The sequence below is a fragment of the Streptomyces sp. MA5143a genome, assembly GCF_900290235.1.
In the GTDB taxonomy this organism is placed as follows: Bacteria; Actinomycetota; Actinomycetes; order Streptomycetales; family Streptomycetaceae; genus Streptomyces.
On the sequence record NZ_OLMK01000009.1, the window covers coordinates 327,923 to 346,890 of the forward strand.

The following is an 18,968-nucleotide window of genomic DNA, read 5'->3' on the forward strand; positions in this document are numbered from 1 at the left end:
GCTCCTAGATCGCGTCGGGGTCCCAGACCTCTGCGGCCCTGACCTTGCTCAAGTCGAGGTCGCCCCATTCGCCGGGCTCTGTTTCCTCGTCCGCAGCGTCGGGCACGGCGGTCAGCGGAGGGTGGCTGTTGACGGGGGCGTCGTCACGCTGCATGTCGCGGCTCTGTGCCGCACCTCGGTGTTCGTCCCGCGTGTGACGCTTGCGGTCGGCAGCGGTCCAGGTCTCTGGTGCGTCTGTGCGGTTCTGTAGGTCGGTCAGAGCCTGAGCTACCGCTTCTTGGTCCTCGGGTGCGCGGCCGCGCAGGGTGATGAGCCGTTTCGCCTCCCGCAGCGTGATGTCGGTGAACGGCTGGTGCTCTCCGAGCGCATGGGTCCAGCGCAGTACGTGCCAGCGGCCGTCGGAGGGATCGAGGAAGTAGGCGTGCAACAGGTTCCGCGGGTCGTAGCGGATGGGCCACAGTTCGCCGGGGTAGGGAGCCTTGGCCTTCCGGTAGCGGTACAGGATGTCGGCGTTGTACGTCAGGTGGTTCAGCTCGACCCCGTAGGGGTGGATTACGCGCTTGGCAATCGGCAGCAGCTCGAAGTACACGTTGGCTTCGCGGGGACAGTCCACGTAGCCAGCCGAGCCGAGCGCCATGGCGTACGCCTCGTTCGGGGAGACGCGCAGGTCTGGGAAGCCGTGCAGGGTGAGCCCACGATGATGTCTGCGCTGGTAGACAGCGATGACGTACTCCGCGAAGAACTCGGTGAGTTCGTCGATGGTCCACCGGGCCTGCTCTTCGGCAGTGCGGCCGCGGTGTGCGACGTTGAAGCCCTTGTAGCTGGCTACGTGCTCGGCGAATTGCTCGCGGATGGTCTTGAAGAGTCTTTCCACGTTCGGCTTGTCAGTGGGTTTGAGCTTGCGCGCGTCCTGAAGGTCGATCTTCCAGCGGGTGCAGGCGCGCCAGACAACGTCGGACTTGTAGGGCTTGCCGTGGTCGTAGAGCAGCGTCTCGGGGTAGATGACCGGCCGAGCGGCGGCCTCGGCCAGACGCTCGTCCACGGTCAGCAGCCGCTCGTATGGGACGCGGAGCATCTGATAGCGCAGGGCATCAGACCAGCCGGGTCGCATCATTTCAGGCGTCATGACGTCGGCCAACAACAGACCGATGTCGATGGCCTTGGTCCCCTCGGGCGTGAGCCGCCAAGCCAGGAGGGAACGGGTGGCCACGTCGAGGGCGACGGTGAGTTCCACGCGGATCGTGCTCGTGGTACCGGGGTCGAAGGCGAGGACGTCGAGCGGGGTGGTGTCGAGCATGACCACTTCGCCGGGGCGGGTGGCGATGACGTTGCCGAAGGGCCGGTCGGGCTGGTTCGCGGCCGAGGACCGCTGGTAGGCCAGGGCAGAGGGGCTGATGTCCAGCAAGTGGGCGACCGCGCGTCGGAAGATGTCCCGGCTTGGCAGCGCAACGGCACCGGCGCCGTGGTCGGCATCGAGACGGTTCTGAGTACGCCGGTAGAAGCGGTTGCCGATGGTCGCGGAGCTGTCAGCGCGTTCGGCGGCCGCCTGATCACGAATGGCCTGGACCACACGTGGATCGAGGTTCCTCAAGGGGTTTGGCACGCGGGCCTTGCGCTTGTCCACGAGCCCCCAGAGACCGTTCTCCGCGCGCCGTGCCCACAGCTTCCACATCCACCGTTCCGTCACGCCGAGCTCCTGTGCCTTGGCCTGAACACGGACGACTTGGGGGAGCGCAGGATCGTATTGCGGGCGGGGCTCGTCCGCGGCAGCGCTGAGCGGGTCACCGGAGCGGTAGCCCGTCATGGCCTCCAGTAGATGGGCCTCTAGTTTCAGTGCGGCCTCCTTCACAGCTTTGTCCAGGCTTGCCAGGACGCCGGCTGGATCGGGGTGGGCATCGGCATCCATCAGTGCCGTGGGCGGCGGTTCGACCGCCTCACGGAAGCTGCTGTCAGCGAGCAGGACCGACAGCATGATGGTCTGCACGCGGCCGTTCTCCGACCGCAGGCGCACGGTGGCACCGTCGAGCCCCGCGACCTGGTGCCGTTCCTCCTCGAACTCGATCCAGTCGGTGACGGCGAGCCGGTGGCTGCTCATGCGGGACTCCGTAGGTCTGCGGCTCGCACATGGGTGTGATCGCGCAGAGGGCGGGTCTGGTCGAAGGCAAGCCGGTGGTGCCACATGAGGTGGTAGATCACGGACCGCGCGAGTTCGGGCACGGGCTGGAAGCTCACCAAGTCGCCAATGGCCACGGATCTTTGGGCGAGTATTAGCAGGCGATCGACGAGAGCCTTCCCGGCCAACAGGGGCCGGCGGTAGCCGGCGAGCCAGGAAACGATGGCCCAGCGCAGCGCATCGGGTTCGCCCACCATGGCGTAGTCCCAGCCGATCCGCTGGCACAGCTCGGCTGTCCGACGGGCCTGGCAGATAACGGCGGGCACTGCCATACGCCCGTCTTCCTTCACGTCCAGCAGCAGCACCGAGCCGTCGCGCCGACGAGCGAAAAGATCTGGCGTGTGCCGCCAGGGGCCCTCAGTATCGTGGCCGTCGATGGTGAAGGGCTGGGCGCTGAATGAAACCACCTCAGGGGCGAAGTCGAGCAGCTTCATCCATTTCGACTCCAGGTACGACTCGTAGTCGATCATCCGGTCTGTCGTCGCCGACCAGTAGTGGCCGGGGGTGTGGTGTTGTCCTGCATGAGAGGGGATCTTGCGGACGGGGAGTGCGTCCTCGAAGGTCACTGCGGCAGCCTGGGAGGCAGGGATGAGGCGTTCCGTGCCGCAGGGGTCGTAGTACTGGAGGAAAGTTCGGTCGGGAGCGGCGCGCACCGGTCGAAGCGTGCGTGTTCGCCGTGGGCTCATGAGATCCCCTTGTCGGAAAGGTGGGTCGTCCCCCAGACAACGAGGGCAGTAGCGGCTTGCGGGGGCAGACGGGTTTGGAAGCGCCACCAGCCCACGCGTATCGATTCCGCCGTGGCGTTACCCCATTCCTGCCTGTAGGCGGGCGCCTCGTGCGGATCACCACTGGTGAAGCGCTGCCAGATCCAGGCCGCAGCGTGGCGCCGTCGCTGAGGAGTGACGGACATCCCAAGGGGACGGAAGACAGGCGTGAGTACGCCCGCGGGGAGTTCACACAGGTCTGCAAGAGCAGCTCTGCGGGCGGCATAGTCGACCAGCCCGCGTTCCTGAAGACGTTCCGCCACCAGCGTCACCGACTCCCAGAACGCGTCCGCGTCGGAGATTCGCCGGACAACCTTGGTGGCGGCACGTATGGCCTTGCCGCCGTCCATGTCCAATACCTCCGCGGCGCGCGGCCAACTGGATGCGCCCGCCAGGCGGGCCAGGGCCAGGGCGGTGAACCGCCTTCCCCACAACGGACTGGTTCCGGGCAGATGCGCGGCAACCAGCTCGCTGTAGTCCGCAGCATCAGTGAGATGAGGAACGTGACAGGGACTGATTCCCACTGGTCTTACGGCTGTGAGGGCGCCGACAACACGTGAGGAACGAGGAGCAACGGCAGCCATCATTTCGTTGATGACGGTGGGGCGGCGCATCTTGCGAAGCCGGTCTCCGACACCGGCGGCCCGTTGCAGGTCCGCCAGGCGCCGGGCCCATGGAGCCAGTACTTGTGCACCGCTCTCGAAGTTCGGGGCATCGAGGACAGCGGAAGCCAGCGCCAAATAGGCCATGGCGTGAGCGGCTGTTGCAGGCATTGCTCCGAGGTGACTCGCACTACCGCTGCGGATGGCCTGGCGCCGTCGACGGTCTTCTGCCACCGCTTGGGCCATGTAGCCCGGGAAGACGGAGACATCGGTCTCATCAGAGGCGAGACGGGCCATGGCTGTCAGCAGTCGTAGGGAAGCAAACCATTCGCTCGAGGAGACAGACGTACCTGCCACGGACCCTTCAGCTCCGTCTGCGATGGCAAGTACCCGCAGCTGGAGAACAGCTAAGGAGTCGTTCACGGCTACTGTCGGCATGTCCTTGTACTGCTGCGGGCACAGTCCGCCGCGGCGACCACCACGGGCTGACGGCCCGCCAGGTGGACGATTGCCGCATTCACCGGGACCAGGCAGCGGAGGCCGCGAGAGCAGGCCACGTTGGTTGCTGTGGTTGCCGCGCCTGAGCCGGATGCCGCACGTGGGGCAGAGATCGATCAGCAGGCAACGGTGGACGGGGCATACTGCCGCGATCCCAAGACGCCACCACAGCGGCCATACCGGTCTCTCTGCAAGGCAGCACGGGCAGGCCCGACTTGACGTGGTCAACATCCATTCACGAAGAGCGACAAGCCGCATCGACGTCCGGTCGCTCGGCTCCAGGCCCGCGAAGTCGAGTGCGGTCCCGTCATACCGGGCGAGCTGCATGGCCTGAAGCGTTCGGACCGGCAACCCTGTCGCATCGCGCAGGCCGCTGAGGCTCTCAGGGGTGAGAATGACTCCGAAAAACACGGGCCGAGTGATTGCCGCGCCTTCGGAACACTCCAACCCCAGTGCGTGGGCAGCCCGGCCGGGAGGAACGCTCAGCGTGCCCGCAACACGATCTACCCAGGAGGAGAAAGCCTCGCCGCTAACCGGCTTCGGGACGACAGGAAGCCGGCGGGCACGGGGTACGGCAACAGGACTACGCGCAGGCACTTGTGGGATCGTGTGTCTCGCAAGCACGTGCGCTGCCGCCAATGCCGCCCCCTCCCACTTGCGCGTCCGTCTCAGGGTCTTTCGGCGGCCTCTCCTGACGAACGCGTGAACACCGGCCCCAGTAGGCCACTTGACGTTATTCATTCCCCGATGTCCACGACGAGAACCCGTCTGAGGTAGTGGCCTCGCACGCGGTGGCCGTCGCCTTTGAGGTAGACCATTCGGTATGGCGGACGAGGCGGTCAACCAATGCAGTCCGAGACCCCGCCTGTCAGTGAGCGTTTTCAGCTCGGCCACTGATCGGGTGACGCTGGTGGTGTGCGCAACGCACGAGGCTCCCGTGCCGTTGGGGGAGGTGTTCGAAGTCTCAACCCAAAGGCACAGGAGCCGCGTTGGTTCCGTATTCTGCCGCGCTCGACCTGCCTCACGCCCTGGCCGAGTGGGTCACCGTCACCATGCTCATCGTCACCCGCGAGGGTGACCGCCGCTGCAAACTCCCGCCGCACCAACGTGCCCTGGTCGGTCTGGTGTACCTGCGTCGGCACGACACTCTGGCGCAGATCGCGGCCGGGTTCGGCATATCTGTCGGCACCGCCCACGCCTACACGGCCTCTGTCATCGATCTGCTCGCCGACCGGGCCCGGCCTGCTCCGTGCCCTGCGTGAAGCCGACCCGGAGTACGTCCTGCTGGACGACACCCTCGCGGAGTGCGACCGGGTCGGCGACAGCCGAGCCGACTATTCCCACAAACACCGCCGACACGGGGTGAACGTGCAGGTGGTCACTGATCCAGACTGCCAGCTGCTGTGGATCTCACCCGCACGCCCCGGCCGCGCCCACGACCTGACGACGGCGCGCAACCACCGGATCATCCGGATCTGCGTACGCCAAGGCGTCCCAGTCCTCGCTGACCGGGCTTACATGGGAGCTGGCTCATGGGTGACGACACCCCTCAGGCGCCCGCCGGGCCGCGAGCTCACACTGACCCAGCAAACCGTCAACCGCGCGCTGTCCGCAGCCCGGGCCCCGGTCGAGCGCGGCGTCGCACGGCTGAAGTCCTGGGCCATCTTCCGCCGGTCCCGCTGCAGCCCGAATCGAATGACGTCAATCGCCGCTGCCGTCCTCACGCCGGAGCGGCAACGCTGAAAGAGCTCAATCACCCCGATCACGACCGACCGGCCAATTGCCCGTTACTGACCCACGCTCCTAGCCCTCGGCCTCGGCGGGGTTCTCCTCGCCCAGCTCGGCCCAGACCGTCTTGCCTTGCCTGGCATGGCGCGTTCCCCAGCGCTCGGCAAGCTGGGCGACGAGGAACAGGCCGCGTCCTCCCTCGTCGAAGACCCGGGCCCGGCGCAGGTGGGGCGTGGTGCTGCTGGCGTCGGACACTTCACACAGCAGGGAGCGGTCACGGATGAGGCGCAGACGGATGGGAGGCCGACCGTAGCGGATGGCGTTGGTGACCAGTTCGCTGACCACCAGTTCGGTGGTGAAGTCGAGTTCCTCCAGTCCCCAGGCGGTCAGCTGCCGGGCAGCATTCGAACGGGCTCGGGTGACGGCTGCCGGGTCGGCGTCCACGTCCCAGGCTGCGACCTGGGTGTCCCCGAGGGCGCGGGTGCGGGCCAGCAGCAGGGCGACGTCGTCGTCGGCTCGGCCTGCGGGCAGTAGGGCTTCGAGCACGGTGTCGCACGCGGCCTCCAGCGAGGCGCAGGGCTGGGCCAGGGCGTGGCACAGGAGGGTGAGGCCTGCCTCGATATCGCGGTCGCGGGCTTCGACCAGGCCGTCGGTGTACAGGGCGAGGAGACTGCCTTCGGGCAGGTCGACCTCCGCCGCCTCGAACGGCAGGCCACCCAGGCCCAGCGGCGGGCCGGGCGGGAGATCGAGGAGGTCGACGGTTGCGTCGCCGGTCACCACGGCGGGCGGCACGTGGCCCGCGCGTGCCAGGTAACAGCGGCCGTCCACGGGATCGTAGACGGCGTACAGACATGTGGCACCGATGTCCCCGGGCGCTTCCACGTCCGGGTCGGCCGAGACTTCGGAGGACAGCCGAATGACGACGTCGTCCAGATGTGTCAGCAGTTCCTCGGGAGGCAGGTCGATGTCGGCGAGGGTACGGACCGCGCTCCGCAGGCGCCCCATCGTGGCGGCGGCGTGGATACCGTGGCCAACCACATCGCCCACCACCAGGGCGACCCGGGCGCCGGACAGCGGGATGACGTCGTACCAGTCGCCGCCCACACCGGCCTGGGCACCGGCGGGCAGGTAGCGGCAGGCAACGTCGACGGCGGACTGCTCCGCCGTACGACGTGGGAGGAGACTGCGCTGCAGGGTGACGGCCGTGGCATGGGCGTGCGTGTAGCGGCGGGCGTTGTCGATGGCCACGGCCGCCCTGGCCGCGATCTCCTGGGCGAGGATCAGGTCTTCGTCGTCGAACAGGTCGGGGTTGCTGTGACGGGAAAACCGCGCGACGCCAAGGGTGGCACCGCGGGCGCTCAGCGGCACCACCAGCATCGAGCGGGTGGGGTGGCTGACGAAGGCATCGGCCGGATCGGTCGGCGCCGCCGTGTGCCGGGACGGCTGACCGGTGGCCAGGGCGCGAGCCGAGGGCGATCCGCCCGGGCAGGTGTGGCGCTCCCCCAGCCGAATCGTCGGCTCCTGACCGCCCCGCGCCGACGACGCCTGGGCAACCCGGTGCAGTACGAGCTGGCCCGCCGCCGGACTGCCGCCCCCGTGGTCCACGGGGTCGAGCAGGTCGACAGTGACGAGGTCGGCGAAGTGACCGATGGCGAGATCCGCCAGCTCCTGGGTGGTGCGAGCGATGTCCAGGGTGGTCCCGACGCGTTTGCCGGCCTCGTTCACCAGGGACAGCCGCCACTGCAGTCGCCGGTCCCGCTCCTCCTGGTACGCCGTGACGCCCTGCTCAGATGTGTGGTCGACGTATCCGCTTGTCGCCAGCAGCCAGCGCGACGCCGCACTGATCAGCTCCGCATTCTTCGTCAGTCGCGGCATTTCCGCGAGCAGTCTGTCGAGGACGATGCGCTGACCGAGCCGGTAGGCCCGCAGCATCACACTGACGGGCATACCGCGCCGGGCCAGCCGGCGTGCGCGTTCCATCTCCGCGGCCGGCGGTTCGATCTCGCTCGGCTCGATGCCGTATTGCAGGCCCCGCAGCACGCCGACGACGTTTTCGGTGACGCCCTCGGAGGTCCTACGGGCGAGATCCGGGTCGTTCCACAGTTCGGGAACCTCATGCCGAAGGCACCGCACCACGTCGGCGATCAGCTCGTCCGCCTTCGGTCCGAGCTCGCCGGCGACCCGGGACACAAAGCTGGCGGCCGTGTACTCCACCACACTGTCGACTCTACGCCGAGCGGGCGACCCGTGAGCGGTCCGGCGTGACGAGCTCCCGCGCGAGACGGCGCACGCCCCGGCTGTCAGCCGGACCGCGGCGTACGCCACCGCCGTCAGGGCCGGCACGGCGGCGGGCTGGGCCCGCACGGGCGAGCCGCTGTTACTCAGGTGGGCCACAGCGGCCGCGAAGCCGGACGCTTGCCAAGTCACCACAGAGCCGGGCGGACCATGCGGCGTTCACCACGGGCTTCCCGCATCTGCCGAAGCCGGGGGATCAAGCGGACCACGCCGGCGAGCCGACCGCCACCGAACCGCGGACGCACACACTCCCCGGCCACCACGATCCTCGGAGCCGTCTCGGCGGCCAGGTCGTAGGCCGCCAGGCAGTCATCCAGACCGGCGGGGAAGGGGTTCTCGGGCGCGAGACGGTATGCGCGGGAAGCAGCACGCGCGCGCCTGCGGCCAGCGCCACTTGAGCGCCCAGGGAGCGCGCCCCGGCAGCGGATCCGACCCGGAAGCCGCCCTCGTGCAGGTCGAGGATGACAAGGTCTTCGGGGGCGCCTTGCGGTGTCAGGAGCCACGATCCGGGGCCTGAGTTCCGCGACCTCCTCATGGGTGGGCGACTCCCGCCAATGGCTGGTACATGCCGACGAACGCGTCCACCCCTCGCGTTCCGACGCGAGGCTCACGGGGCCGTTGGTCCGGGCCGACTCCTGATGCCACCCATCCATCAGGGCGAACGTGGCGCTGGGCATGGTCGTGCTCCTCACTGTCCCCCGAGGGGGCTTTCAATGGAATTGGCCACGGCGGCCGGACGTACCGGCGAGCCGATGGGAAAGACGTCAGACTCCGCACAGACGGGATAGCCGGTCACTCGAGCTCAGGAGACTTCAGTACCGGCGGTCAGCGTGGTGAACCGCCCTTCCAGGTCGGCCAGGAAATTCTCGCCGTCGGGCAGCATTCCGGCGATCGCCTGTACGGTGGTCCGGCCGGAGCTCCGGAGCCGCTCTCGACGAACTCTGCGGCCTCCGGGAAGTACGAGACGAGCAAGTCCTTGAAGACACGGACCGCATCTTCGCGGTCCATGAGTTCCCCCATCGTCATGTCCAGGGACAACGGTGCCTGCTCAACCGTGTGTGCCCCCAACGCCACTGTCCACGTGTGCCTCCCGGAGCCCACCTCGATGACGCCCTGCCGTCCGGCAGGACAACGTCGGCCGTGGTGTTCGGAGGGACGACGTGGCCTCCACGGTGAGTTCACGCCCGGAGAGCGCCCAGGACACCTCGGCGGTGCCGTACGGCGTGTGCAGACGTGCTCCAGCCTGGGTGATACCGCCACCCGGAAGGGGAGCGATCCGCAGGCGGCGGTATCCCGGCGCGGCGGGAGCCAGGCCGGCCACCGTACGGTGGCACGGCCCCGGGCGGACTTCAGCGGGCGAGCAGCCCGCGGAGAACCACCCTTTCCACAGCTGCGACGAGTTCCGTCAAGTGGGAGGCGTCAGCGCGGAGTCGGTCCGCGCGCCAGGAGAGGCCGAGAACGCCGTTCATGGCAGCCCACAACGCGGTGGCGGTGGTGACGGGATCGAGGTCGGCGGCGAGCGAGCCGTCGGCCACCCCGTCGGCCAGGGCGGCGGCGAGTTTGGCGTTCTGCTCGTCGACGAGCGCGGCGACCCGTTCCAGGGCCGCGGGTTCGTCCGGCGGCTCGGCCAGCAGGCGGAACTGGTGTGGGCGCTCGGCGGCGAAGCGGACGTACGCGGCCGAGGCGGCCCTGATGCGTTCCACGGGGGTGCCCGGGGCAGCGTAGGCGTCGTCCATGTAGGTCCGGTTGTCCTCGAGTGCCCGCTCGGCAACCGCGATGAGAACGGCCGCGCGGCCGCCCACGCGGTTGTACACCGTCTGCACGGCGACATCCGCGCGTTCGGCGATGCCTTCCAAGGTGACCGCGTCGGGGCCTCCGGAGGCCAGCAGCTCCTCGGCGGCGTCGACGATGGCCGCACGGGTTGCGGCGGCCCGACGTGTCGTGCGTGTGACCTTGATTGTCATGGTCTCCGCTACTTTACGTGGTGCTTGAAACGGCCGGACCCTCTCGGCCGCTTCCTTCAGCCCGGAATTCAGCGGGAACCGGCCTGGTGGCGCTCATGCACCGCCGGGTCGTGCCAGCCCGACGCCGAGGCGAGGCCGAGGGCGCGCTGGACCGTCTGAGGGCGGAAACCGACGCGTTCGAGTATCGGCCGGAACAGGCCGGGAGCGTTCGCGGTCAGGGTGAGGGACCTGGGGACGACGACGCGGTCCGCACGGCGCTCGATGCCGCGGACGATACCGGCGACGACCTTCTCCAGCGGCACCATCTTCCACACCCCCTTGGAGTTGCCGCCCCAGAGGGCGTGCCCGGCCGGGTCCGCGGTCACGTCGTCCATCATCGGAGTGCGGAAGAACGTGGGGTGGGCGCTGCCGACACCGACACCCAGGTGGCGAACCTCCAGGCGAAGGCTGTCGCACATCGCCCACACGCCGGCCTTGCTCGCGGTGTAGGAGATCTGGAGCGGCGAGTGCACGAAGGCGGCCATGGAGGAGATCGCGAGGAGATAGCCACGTTGGGCCTCGACGTGGGGCAGAGCCGCACGGAAGGTGCGCCAGACCCCGTTGAGGTTGACGTCGATGACACGTTCGTAGGCCGACGGGTCGATGGTCGCCATCGGGGCCATGGTGTCGATCCCGGCGCCTGCGATGACGATGTCGAGGCGCCCGAAGTGCGAGGCGGCCTCGTCCATGGCTTGCTGCAGGCCGGCGAGGTCGCGTACGTCGGCGTGCCAGCCACGGGCGACTGTTTCGTCTCCCAGGTCCTGCGCTTGGGCAGTGCTGGCCGCGAGGCTGAGGTCGAGCAGCGCGAGGTTGGCGCCGCGCCCGCGCAGGGCCTGGGCGAGGGCGGCGCCCAGGCCGCCGGTGGAGCCAGTGAGGACGACGGTGCGCCCGGCCAGGTCGTAACGGGTCATGACAACCTACCTCGGTGAGTCGGTCTGCGGGGACTTGCCTGTGGGGCCGGCGGATTCCTCGAGTCGGCGCAGGAGTCGGCGCAGTTCGGGGTGGCGTTCGGCGATGAGATCGGTGACGGGGTTAAGGACGCCGCGCAGGGCCGAAATCGGTACCCACCTGCGGGGGACCATGACACGGGCCGAGCGGTTCTCGATGCCGCGGACGACGGCGTCCGCGACGCGCGTGGGGGCGATGGCTTTGCCGAGCAGGGATGGGAAGGCGATCTCGCGCATGCGGGTGGTGATGTCGTTGCTTCCGAAGGCTGCCCCAGCGATGGGCGTGTGGACCCAGCCGGGGTAGAGGACCCCGGCGCTGGCGCCGTGGATGCCGAGTTCGGCGCGCAGGGCGCGGCCGAATTGCTCGACGCCGGCCTTCGACATGGCGTAGGGGGCGTTGGTCATACCGTTGAAGTAGGCGTACACCGAAGCGGTGACCAGGACGTGCCCGCGCGCCGCGATGACGTGCGGCAGTGCGGCGCGAACGGTGCGCCAGACGCCCAGCAGGTCCACTTCGACGACGCGCTCGAACATGGCCGGGTCGATGGTGGCGATCGCCGCCGGCGGATCGGCCGCGATCCCCGCGTTGGCGAAGACGACATCCAGGCCGCCGAACCGGTCGACCGTACGGTCCACCGCGTCGGCCAGTGCGGCGCTGTCGGTGACATCCACCGACAGCGTCAGTGTCCTGTCGCCGCCGAGGTCGCGGGCGAGGGCCGATGTGGCGTCGATGCCCCGGTCGGCGAGGACCACGTTGGCTCCGCGCGAGTGCAGCGTGCGGGCGGTGGCCGCACCGATGCCTCCGGCTGCGCCGGTGATGAAGACGGTCTTCCCCGCAATCGGGTAGGTGAGCATCTCGTACCTCTTTCAGGGTGTCGTGGGTCTCGGGGCTTCACCGGGTGCGGAGCCGATGGGGACGTGCCGCGTCAGGAAGGCGAGCTGGTCCGTGACAACGCGTTCGAAGGGCTCGCCGAGGTAGATGTCGAAGTGGCCGTCGGGGTAGAGGCGGATCTCGCCGCGCGGGGCCCTGCGGGCATGGCGCAGGGTCGGCCGCGCGGGGGCCACGCTGTCGTGCTCGCATACGCAGAACAGCACCGGGCATGCGATCTTCGCGGTCCGGCGGCCCGGCCGGTAGCGGAGGATGTCCAGGGCGAACCGCGCCGCAACCTGGTTGGAGAAGGGCACGTCGTTGGGCACGAGGGCCAGGTAGCCGGGCTCGGCGTCCGCAGCGGTCATCAACGCGGCGGATCCGGGCGGCCCCGCCGTCGCGACCATGACGGGAGGGCGCCCGAGGCGGGCGCCGACCATGTCACGGACCGCGCGGGCCATCACCTTCACCGAGGTGTCCGGGCGCATCGCCAGGGCAGAGGCGACACCGTCGGTGAACAGGCCCTGGGCGATGACGGCGGCGACGGCCGGGTCCTGGGCGGCTGTCGCCAGGACATGGCCGCCGCCGAAAGAGGTGCCCCACAGCACCACGCGCCGGGGATCGGTCTCCGGCCGGGAGCGCGCGTACGCCACGGCGGCCCGCCAGTCCTGGAGCTGTCGTCTGATGCTCAGGAGCTGTCGCGGCTGACCGCCGCTGGCCCCGAAGTGCCGGTAGTCGAACACCAGGCACGCGTAGCCGGCGGCGGCGAAACGCTCGGCGTAGGCGTCCAGCCGCATCTCGCGGACCCCACCGAGACCGTGTGCCATGACCACCACGGGGCGCCGACCCCCGCCCTCGGGCAGGTACAGCCAGGCGTGACACTCGTCCGGCCCCGAAGGAAACGTCACATTCAGTCGGTCGGTCATCGGACCTCCGTAACACGGCTCGCATCGTTGGGCTCGCGGATACTTGGAACTGCTTCCAATGTTGGAAGTTAATCCAACATTGCGGGGCTGTAAAGCAAACCGACGGCAACGACCCCGTCACGTCTCCGCTGGGTTCTGAGTCACGCCCTACTTCAGCGCCGCACCGGGCGAAGAACGGCCGACGGTTCGAGTGCGCGGGGTGTGTCCGACAGGTGATCGCTCGGGGCCAGGCCGAGCTGTGCCCTTTGACGTGCCGAGGGGGCGGCGCAAGCTTGCCCCCTATTGGGGGCGGACGAGGGTTTGTGGGACGCAGCCCGCGAGGCGCGCCTGATCCCGCCGACGCTGCTGATCGACGTCCCCGACGACGCGGAGATCACCCGCGAGGAGATCTTCGGACCGGTGCTGACCATCCACCCCTACGACGATCTGGCCGAGGCGATCGCGTTCATCAACGACCGTCCGGCCGCTCTGGCGGCGTATTGGTACGGCGAGGACGGCGACGACTTCCGCCGCTTCCTGCAGGACACCACCTCCGGCGGTGTCACCCGCAACGACGGCCTCCTGCACGCCTCCCTCAGCAACGCCCCGTTCGGCGGAGTGGGAGGCTCCGGCACAGGCGCACGGCGGCAAGGCCGGCTTCGACGAGTTCACCCACCAGCGCACCGTGGCCGCCCAGACCGGCCCCCAGGGGTTCACCGACGGGATGGTCGGCTCCGCGCTGCCGGCTCCGGAACTTACAGCCGGGATCGACCAGGCCATCACCGGGGTCGCCGTTGAAATTCGGACCCGACCGGGTCGGTGACACCGGGATGCCGTGACTCGTCCACCCACCCGGTTTGCGGCCCTTCGCGAGGAAGGTCGACGACTCAGCAGGGGCGAACTCGTCCTTCCACGCGCCGCTACGGAATGCGAGGGCCGCGCAAGAGGACGGTGACCCGGGTAGACCCTGCGGTGGTGTTTGAGTTCGTCGACGGCCTCAACCCGGTTCTCGCCGGTCTCCGGCTTCTGTGCGGCCTTAGAAGCCATCCGCTTACCGATCAAGTCGGCGCATGAAGGCAGGGCCTCGCGGTAGCTCGGGGGTGTCGAAGCCAACCCCGGACCGGTCGCCGACCTGATCGAAGAGGCGGCCGAGGCAAGCGCCTGACAGCGGGTGGCCACCATGGTCATCACTGTCATCCGACCGTGCAAGCGCCGGCCGGCGATCGTTCCCACCTGGCTCAGCCCGCGAGCCTTCTGCGGTACTCGCGCGGGCTGAACCCGTGGCGGTCCTTGAAGGCGCGGGTGAAGTGCGAGGCGTCCTTGAAGCCGACGGCGTAGGCGATGTCCGTGACACTGCGGCCCGCCCGGCCCGGGTCGGCGAGCAGCCCGGCGGCCCTGTCGATCCGCTGTTGCAGGATCCAGCGAGACGGTGAGGTGTCCTCGGCTCTGAAGATCGCGTGCAGGTAGCGGACGGAGATTCCCAGCGCCCGGGCGACCATGGCGGGCGACAGGTCGGGGTCGGCGATGTGGTCGATGATGTACCGGCGGGCGCGGTCCATATGGGCTGCTCTGGGTACGCCGAGCCGGGCGCCTGAATCGGTTCGCTCGGACAGAGCTGTGGCCAGCAGCTCCAGCAGCGTGGCGCCGATCCGTGCCCTCGCGTCGGGAGACAGACCGGCGGAGTGGCCGGTCAAAGAGTGGAAGAAGGGCGCGAAGAGCGCGCCCACCCCGTGGTCGCCCGGCACCGTGGTCGCCATCGCGTCCCGCGCCAGCGGGCAGTGCGCGTCGAACAGCGGCCTGGGCACCTTCAGCACCAGCAGTTCGAACGGGTCGGCGCAGACGATACGGCAGGGCCGGGCACTGTCGTAGACGGTGAAGTCGCCTGGGCGCAAGACCGCGTCCCGCTCCTGCTGGGAGACCGTCACACAGCCCTGGACGGCCAGGTTGACCAGGAGGTCGTCCTCGCCCGATCTCCGGATCAGCGTCGGGGACCGGAACACCGTGTGGGGGTCGGAGACCACCCTCGCGACGCCCAGGTCTCCGAGCGTCTGGGCCGTGACCCTGCCCCGGAACCCGGCGGACGTGGGCTGCGGCACGTCCATCTCGTACTGGACGAACGTCGTGCAGACCACCTCACGCCAGTAGTCGAGCCGAGCTCGGCCTTCGAGTGGCGCCGTGGAGAAGTCGAGCGTCATACCGGTGCCACCTCACTGCGCACCTTCCGGGGACCCGGTCGTGGGTGCGCTCAGGTTCAAGTAACCGTGCGGCCTCAGTCAAGCCCCCGCCGCAGGTCGGACCGTACGTTCGCACCCACAGACCCACCCAGGCAATGAGGCAAGGTGACATGACTACGTCCGAAGAGATCATGGCGCAGTACGTCGCGACCGAGGCGCGCGTGGACCGCATGCGGGACAAGTACGCCTTGGAGGAGGGGTACATCAGCGAGGACAGCAGTCCGTGGGTGCCGTTCGTGCCCAACGTGTTCATCAAGCACCTCACCTTTGACGTCCGCGGCAGCAGCGCCGCCAACGTGCTGTGGGTGCAGGAGGGCGGCACGCTGGGCCGCCACCGGCATCGTGGCCCGGTCTCCGGCTACGTCCTCGAAGGCAGCTGGCGCTACCTGGAGTACGACTGGGTCGGGAAGCCCGGGGACTTCGTCCGGGAGAGCCCGGGGCGCAGCCATACCCTCTACTCCGAGCACGGGATGAAGACGATGTTCTGGCTCAACGGTCCGCTGGAGTTCCTCGACGAGGAGGACCGCGTGATGGAGACGGTGGACGTGTTCTGGTTCATCGATCACTACGAGAACTACTGCCGGGAGAACGGTCTGAAGATCAACGAACGTCTCTATCTCTGAGCACGCCGATGCTTTCCCGACCCTCGCCGACGACGCACCCGGTCAACCGCGCCAGCGGATCACTTCGGGGGCGGCGGCGACGGCGGTGACGTTGTCGGCAAGGGGGCGGGGCAGCAGGTCGTCGGCGGGGGGGGCAGGCGGCGCAGCACGGTGTTGCGGTGAGTGAAGAGCCGCTCGGCGGTGCGCGTGGTGCTGCATTGCTCGCGGAGGTAGGTGTCCAGGGTCTGGCGGGCCTTGCAGGAGTGACAGCGGCGTCACGATCGCCGCGCCGACACCCTGCACGGCGCGGGCGGCGATCAGCTCGCTCATGCCCGGAGCCAGCGTGGCGGCGGCCGAAGCTGCGGTGAAGATCCCGAGTCCGAGGACGAACAGTCTGCGGCGCCCGAAACGGTCTCCCAGAGAGGCACCGAACATCAGCAGCACCGCGAAAGTGAGGGTGTAGGCGCTCACCGTCCATTCGAGGTCTTCGATGGTGTTACGTGACCTGTACGGGTGTCTCAGACCTAGGGTGTCTCAGGCAGCGCTTCTTTGACGGGACTGGCCTTGGAGAACATCGGTACAGCCTTGGTGCTGAGATTGATCATGGTTCTGAGCTGAGATGGCCCACTGCGGACACCGAGTAGACGGTCTCGGCGTGACCGCCAACATCTCCGCGTGTGCGGAGACCTCACGCGGCTGTGACCCCGGAAGAAGCCGCTTGGGTTCCACCGGTCGCCCGGTCGGCGGAACCCGCCTGTCATGGGCTGGGAGCAGGCGGTAAGGGACGGTGTCGGTGGTGCTACTTGGTGCCGACTGCGCGCAGTGTGGCGAGCACCAGTGCCCGGGTGACGGTGACGATGTCGCTGACGTGGACCTGTTCCTGCGGGCCGTGCGCGAGGCGTACGTCGCCGGGGCCGTACTGCAGTGTGGGGATGCCCGTCCCCGAGTACAGCCGCAGGTCGCTGCCGTAGGGGGCGCCTCGTTCCGGCGGTCGTGGGCCGCCGGTGACGTCGGCGTGCGCGTCGCCTACCAGGGCTGCGAGCGGGTGTTCGGCGTGCAGCCGTCCGCTGGCGAACTGACCTCCGGGCCACGTCACCGTGGCGGGGTGAGAGCGCAGCCACGGGTCGTCCGCGCAGGCTTCGGCCACGCACGCCTCCAGTTCGGTGCGCGCCTGGGCCGGATCCTCGCCCAGCCGGACACCCAGTCTTCCCTCGGCCACCAGCAGGTCGGGCACGCTGCTGGCCCAGTCGCCGGCCCGGACGGTGCCCACGGACAGCGGGTAGGCAATGGGGTACTCCGCCATCAGGGGGTCGGTGCCGGTGTTGCGGCGGGCTTCGAGACGGGCGAGCGCGTGGTGGATGGGCAGGTATGCGTCGATGGCGCTCATGCCCGCGTACCGGGTGCTGCCGTGGGTGGCGCGGCCGGGTACCTCGATGCGGAAAGTCAGGGCGCCGGCGTTCGCGGTCATGAGGGTGCCGCTGGTCGGCTCCGTGATGATGCAGGCATCACCGGTGTGGCCTCGTTCGAGGGTTCCGAACGCTCCAAGCCCTCCGTCCTCCTCGCTGACGACGAAGTGCGTGGCCACTTGGCCACGCAGCTTCGCGCCCGCTCCCCGTATCGCGGCCAAGGCGGCGAGGATCGCCACCACGCCGGCCTTCATGTCGCACGCTCCCCGGCCATGCACCACGTCTGCGCCGACCCGAGGACGGAAGGGGTCTCCCTCCCATTGCGCCAGGTCCCCGGGAGGGACGACGTCGACATGGCCCTGAACAACCAGGATCGGCCCGTCGCCCTGCTGCTGCGTGCCTCCCACCAGGCCCCATGCCTCCGTGCGTGGGGCTTCGCCGCCCGGGAAGCGGGGTGCGCACGCAGCTCGGGCAGGTTCATGGACCACAGGTCGACATCGAGATCCAACCGCTCCAGGTGCCGGGCCAGGATGTGCTGCAACTCGGACTCCGCGGCACTCTGGCTTCACGCTCGTACAGTCGCCTCTCCTGTCAGGACGGGTATCCGGCCACTGCCAGCCGCAGCGCGAGGTGGGTCTCCAGGGTCCGTTCGGCGGTCGTCCGTCCCAGCAGTTCCTCGGCCCGGCGCAGCCGGTAGACCACCGTGTTGCGGTGGACGTGCAGCGCCTCGGCGGCCCGCACGAGGCTGCTGCCCCGGTCGAGGTAGGCGAGCAGGGTGACGCGCAGGTCGGCCGTGGCGCGGTCAGGGGCGGCGAGGGCGCCCAGCTCCTCCGCGACGAACCAGGCGGCGCGTTCGGAGTCGGTGGATGAAAGGGAGATCAGGGCCACCTCGTCGTAACGGGTCACCGGCTCGGATGGGCGGGACCGAAGGGCCGCGCGCCGGGCGTCGAGCGCGGCGAGGTGTGTGCGCCGGAAACCGGCCGGGCCGCGGGCGCTGCGGCCGACCGCGAGCCGGACGCCGGTAGCGCCGTCGACGCACGCCATGGTCAGCGCGCCGGCGTCCAGCGGGCGGGGCGAGGTGGCCCACGCCCAGAGCGTGGTGGCGTCCGCCTCGACACTGAGCAGGTCGGCGGCATGCAGCGCCACGGCGGCGGAATGCAGGGCTTCTTCGAGCAGGTGCCGGGCGTCTTCGGGGCGCGCACCGGCCCGGGACGCCGGCTTTCCGAGCCAGGCCACCAGGCCCAGGTGGTGAGCCGTCAGGTCCTTCTCCAGGACCCGGCCGGCCGTGGCGGCGTCCACGCTCTCGCCGTCCAGCAGCGAGCGGATCACACCCCGCTGGTCGGCCAGCCTGCGGGCGAGGAGCCGCCGGCTCTGGCCGAGGTGCTCGACGGTGATCGCGTCGGTCGTCTTGTCGAAGAAGTCATTGACCACTTCGGTCAGTTCCCGTGTCACCGGCGCGCGACGCGAGGCCGGCAGCAGGGCCTCGGCCTCGTCCAGCAGGGCCCCCGTGCACACCCGCCGTACGATCCGCAGCCCTTCGACGATCCTCTCGTAGGAGATCCCCTCTCCCGCCAGGTAGGCGGTGATGGCCACCTCGCCCGCGTTGAGCGAGAAGGTCCTGGCCCGGCCGCCGAGGGTCAGCAGGAGTTCCAGCACCATGTTCTCGATCGCGGGCGCCAGCCGGGAGGCGAGCGGCATGCGCCGCTCCTCGGGAATGTTCGGGAGCACCTCGCCCATCGCCTGGCGGGCCAGTGCCACCGCCCACCGGACCGGTGCGGGTCCGAGCTCCGCCACCACCGGCTCGGTCACCGCCGCGTCGCAGGCGGGCTCGTCGCCCGGTGGTGCGGACAACCCGAGGACGAGCCCCGACAGGAATTGCGCTTTGGCCACCAACACAGTCGGGATTGTACGAAACATACACGGGCCTTCGCGTTTTTGGATTC

At 69.2% G+C, this 18,968-nt stretch carries 14 protein-coding genes and 4 pseudogenes; 3 read left to right on the plus strand and 15 right to left on the minus strand.

The annotated features are described in order from the left end of the window. Positions 1–4: 4 nt before the first annotated feature. The 4 genes and pseudogenes from SMA5143A_RS03980 to SMA5143A_RS44685 form a co-directional block, all read right to left on the minus strand. Positions 5–2,095 (minus strand): Mu transposase C-terminal domain-containing protein, encoded by a 2,091-nt coding sequence (locus SMA5143A_RS03980; protein WP_107461476.1) that lies wholly within the window; start codon positions 2,093–2,095, stop codon positions 5–7. Then, complete coding sequence (locus tag SMA5143A_RS03985; RefSeq protein ID WP_107461478.1) at positions 2,092–2,859, minus strand: TnsA-like heteromeric transposase endonuclease subunit; 768 nt, start codon at positions 2,857–2,859, stop codon at positions 2,092–2,094. The genes SMA5143A_RS03980 and SMA5143A_RS03985 overlap by 4 nt, the downstream gene beginning before the upstream one ends. Beyond that, positions 2,856–3,686, minus strand: coding sequence for a hypothetical protein (locus tag SMA5143A_RS43705; protein WP_189787329.1), 831 nt, complete (start codon positions 3,684–3,686; stop codon positions 2,856–2,858). Before SMA5143A_RS43705 ends, SMA5143A_RS03985 begins: the two co-directional genes overlap by 4 nt. A 480-nt stretch (positions 3,687–4,166) precedes the next feature. Then, positions 4,167–4,778 (minus strand): annotated as a pseudogene (locus tag SMA5143A_RS44685) (TniQ family protein); the annotation flags it as partial. Between the two features lie 248 nt (positions 4,779–5,026). Between SMA5143A_RS44685 and SMA5143A_RS03995 the strand changes: the two are divergent. Then, positions 5,027–5,780 (plus strand): annotated as a pseudogene (locus tag SMA5143A_RS03995) (transposase family protein). 60 nt (positions 5,781–5,840) lie between these two features. Here the strand turns inward: SMA5143A_RS03995 and SMA5143A_RS04000 are convergent. The 7 genes from SMA5143A_RS04000 to SMA5143A_RS04030 form a co-directional block, all read right to left on the minus strand. Next, a complete protein-coding gene (locus SMA5143A_RS04000; protein ID WP_107461482.1) occupies positions 5,841–7,979 on the minus strand; it encodes an ATP-binding SpoIIE family protein phosphatase in 2,139 nt (712 codons plus the stop codon). A gap of 209 nt (positions 7,980–8,188) precedes the next feature. Beyond that, a complete protein-coding gene (locus SMA5143A_RS04005; protein WP_308812025.1) occupies positions 8,189–8,737 on the minus strand; it encodes an alpha/beta hydrolase fold domain-containing protein in 549 nt (182 codons plus the stop codon). A 371-nt stretch (positions 8,738–9,108) separates the two neighbouring features. Beyond that, the gene (locus tag SMA5143A_RS04010) at positions 9,109–9,381 is read right to left on the minus strand and encodes an alpha-L-rhamnosidase C-terminal domain-containing protein (RefSeq protein ID WP_258193279.1); all 273 of its coding nucleotides are present in this window, start codon (positions 9,379–9,381) and stop codon (positions 9,109–9,111) included. Positions 9,382–9,409: 28 nt separating this feature from the next. Next, a complete protein-coding gene (locus SMA5143A_RS04015; RefSeq protein WP_107461484.1) occupies positions 9,410–10,024 on the minus strand; it encodes a TetR/AcrR family transcriptional regulator in 615 nt (204 codons plus the stop codon). Positions 10,025–10,092: 68 nt separating this feature from the next. After that, the gene (locus tag SMA5143A_RS04020) at positions 10,093–10,974 is read right to left on the minus strand and encodes an SDR family NAD(P)-dependent oxidoreductase (RefSeq protein WP_107461486.1); all 882 of its coding nucleotides are present in this window, start codon (positions 10,972–10,974) and stop codon (positions 10,093–10,095) included. A gap of 6 nt (positions 10,975–10,980) precedes the next feature. After that, on the minus strand, positions 10,981–11,865 hold the full coding sequence (locus tag SMA5143A_RS04025) for a short-chain dehydrogenase/reductase (protein ID WP_107461488.1): 885 nt from the start codon (positions 11,863–11,865) through the stop codon (positions 10,981–10,983). Positions 11,866–11,877: 12 nt separating this feature from the next. Continuing rightward, positions 11,878–12,804 (minus strand): alpha/beta hydrolase, encoded by a 927-nt coding sequence (locus SMA5143A_RS04030; protein ID WP_046915890.1) that lies wholly within the window; start codon positions 12,802–12,804, stop codon positions 11,878–11,880. A 282-nt stretch (positions 12,805–13,086) separates the two neighbouring features. Between SMA5143A_RS04030 and SMA5143A_RS04035 the strand changes: the two genes are divergently transcribed. Continuing rightward, positions 13,087–13,581 (plus strand): aldehyde dehydrogenase family protein, encoded by a 495-nt coding sequence (locus SMA5143A_RS04035; protein WP_107461489.1) that lies wholly within the window; start codon positions 13,087–13,089, stop codon positions 13,579–13,581. A gap of 440 nt (positions 13,582–14,021) precedes the next feature. Here SMA5143A_RS04035 and SMA5143A_RS04040 read toward each other — a convergent pair whose 3' ends face one another. Continuing rightward, on the minus strand, positions 14,022–14,978 hold the full coding sequence (locus SMA5143A_RS04040; protein WP_107461490.1) for a helix-turn-helix domain-containing protein: 957 nt from the start codon (positions 14,976–14,978) through the stop codon (positions 14,022–14,024). Positions 14,979–15,127: 149 nt separating this feature from the next. Here SMA5143A_RS04040 and SMA5143A_RS04045 point away from each other — a divergent pair, with 149 nt between their 5' ends. Beyond that, complete coding sequence (locus SMA5143A_RS04045; protein ID WP_046915892.1) at positions 15,128–15,640, plus strand: 2,4'-dihydroxyacetophenone dioxygenase family protein; 513 nt, start codon at positions 15,128–15,130, stop codon at positions 15,638–15,640. Between the two features lie 240 nt (positions 15,641–15,880). On the opposite strand, the pseudogene SMA5143A_RS04055 reads toward SMA5143A_RS04045, so the two are convergent. From SMA5143A_RS04055 to SMA5143A_RS04065, 3 genes and pseudogenes are all read right to left on the minus strand, one after another. Further along, positions 15,881–16,111: pseudogene (locus tag SMA5143A_RS04055) on the minus strand (MFS transporter); the annotation flags it as partial. Between the two features lie 307 nt (positions 16,112–16,418). Then, a pseudogene (locus SMA5143A_RS04060) lies at positions 16,419–17,584 on the minus strand (ArgE/DapE family deacylase); the annotation flags it as partial. A 32-nt stretch (positions 17,585–17,616) separates the two neighbouring features. Then, on the minus strand, positions 17,617–18,915 hold the full coding sequence (locus SMA5143A_RS04065) for a PucR family transcriptional regulator (protein ID WP_181361712.1): 1,299 nt from the start codon (positions 18,913–18,915) through the stop codon (positions 17,617–17,619). Positions 18,916–18,968: the final 53 nt, after the last annotated feature.

Bases quoted from the DNA above. Each gene is read 5' to 3' on its own strand.
- SMA5143A_RS03980 (WP_107461476.1), bottom strand. From the start codon at position 2,095: ATGAGCAGCCACCGGCTCGCCGTCACCGACTGGATCGAGTTCGAGGAG.
- SMA5143A_RS03985 (WP_107461478.1), bottom strand. From the start codon at position 2,859: ATGAGCCCACGGCGAACACGCACGCTTCGACCGGTGCGCGCCGCTCCC.
- SMA5143A_RS43705 (WP_189787329.1), bottom strand. From the start codon at position 3,686: ATGGCCTATTTGGCGCTGGCTTCCGCTGTCCTCGATGCCCCGAACTTC.
- SMA5143A_RS04005 (WP_308812025.1), bottom strand. From the start codon at position 8,737: ATGCCCAGCGCCACGTTCGCCCTGATGGATGGGTGGCATCAGGAGTCG.
- SMA5143A_RS04015 (WP_107461484.1), bottom strand. From the start codon at position 10,024: ATGACAATCAAGGTCACACGCACGACACGTCGGGCCGCCGCAACCCGT.
- SMA5143A_RS04020 (WP_107461486.1), bottom strand. From the start codon at position 10,974: ATGACCCGTTACGACCTGGCCGGGCGCACCGTCGTCCTCACTGGCTCC.
- SMA5143A_RS04025 (WP_107461488.1), bottom strand. From the start codon at position 11,865: ATGCTCACCTACCCGATTGCGGGGAAGACCGTCTTCATCACCGGCGCA.
- SMA5143A_RS04030 (WP_046915890.1), bottom strand. From the start codon at position 12,804: ATGACCGACCGACTGAATGTGACGTTTCCTTCGGGGCCGGACGAGTGT.
- SMA5143A_RS04040 (WP_107461490.1), bottom strand. From the start codon at position 14,978: ATGACGCTCGACTTCTCCACGGCGCCACTCGAAGGCCGAGCTCGGCTC.
- SMA5143A_RS04045 (WP_046915892.1), top strand. From the start codon at position 15,128: ATGACTACGTCCGAAGAGATCATGGCGCAGTACGTCGCGACCGAGGCG.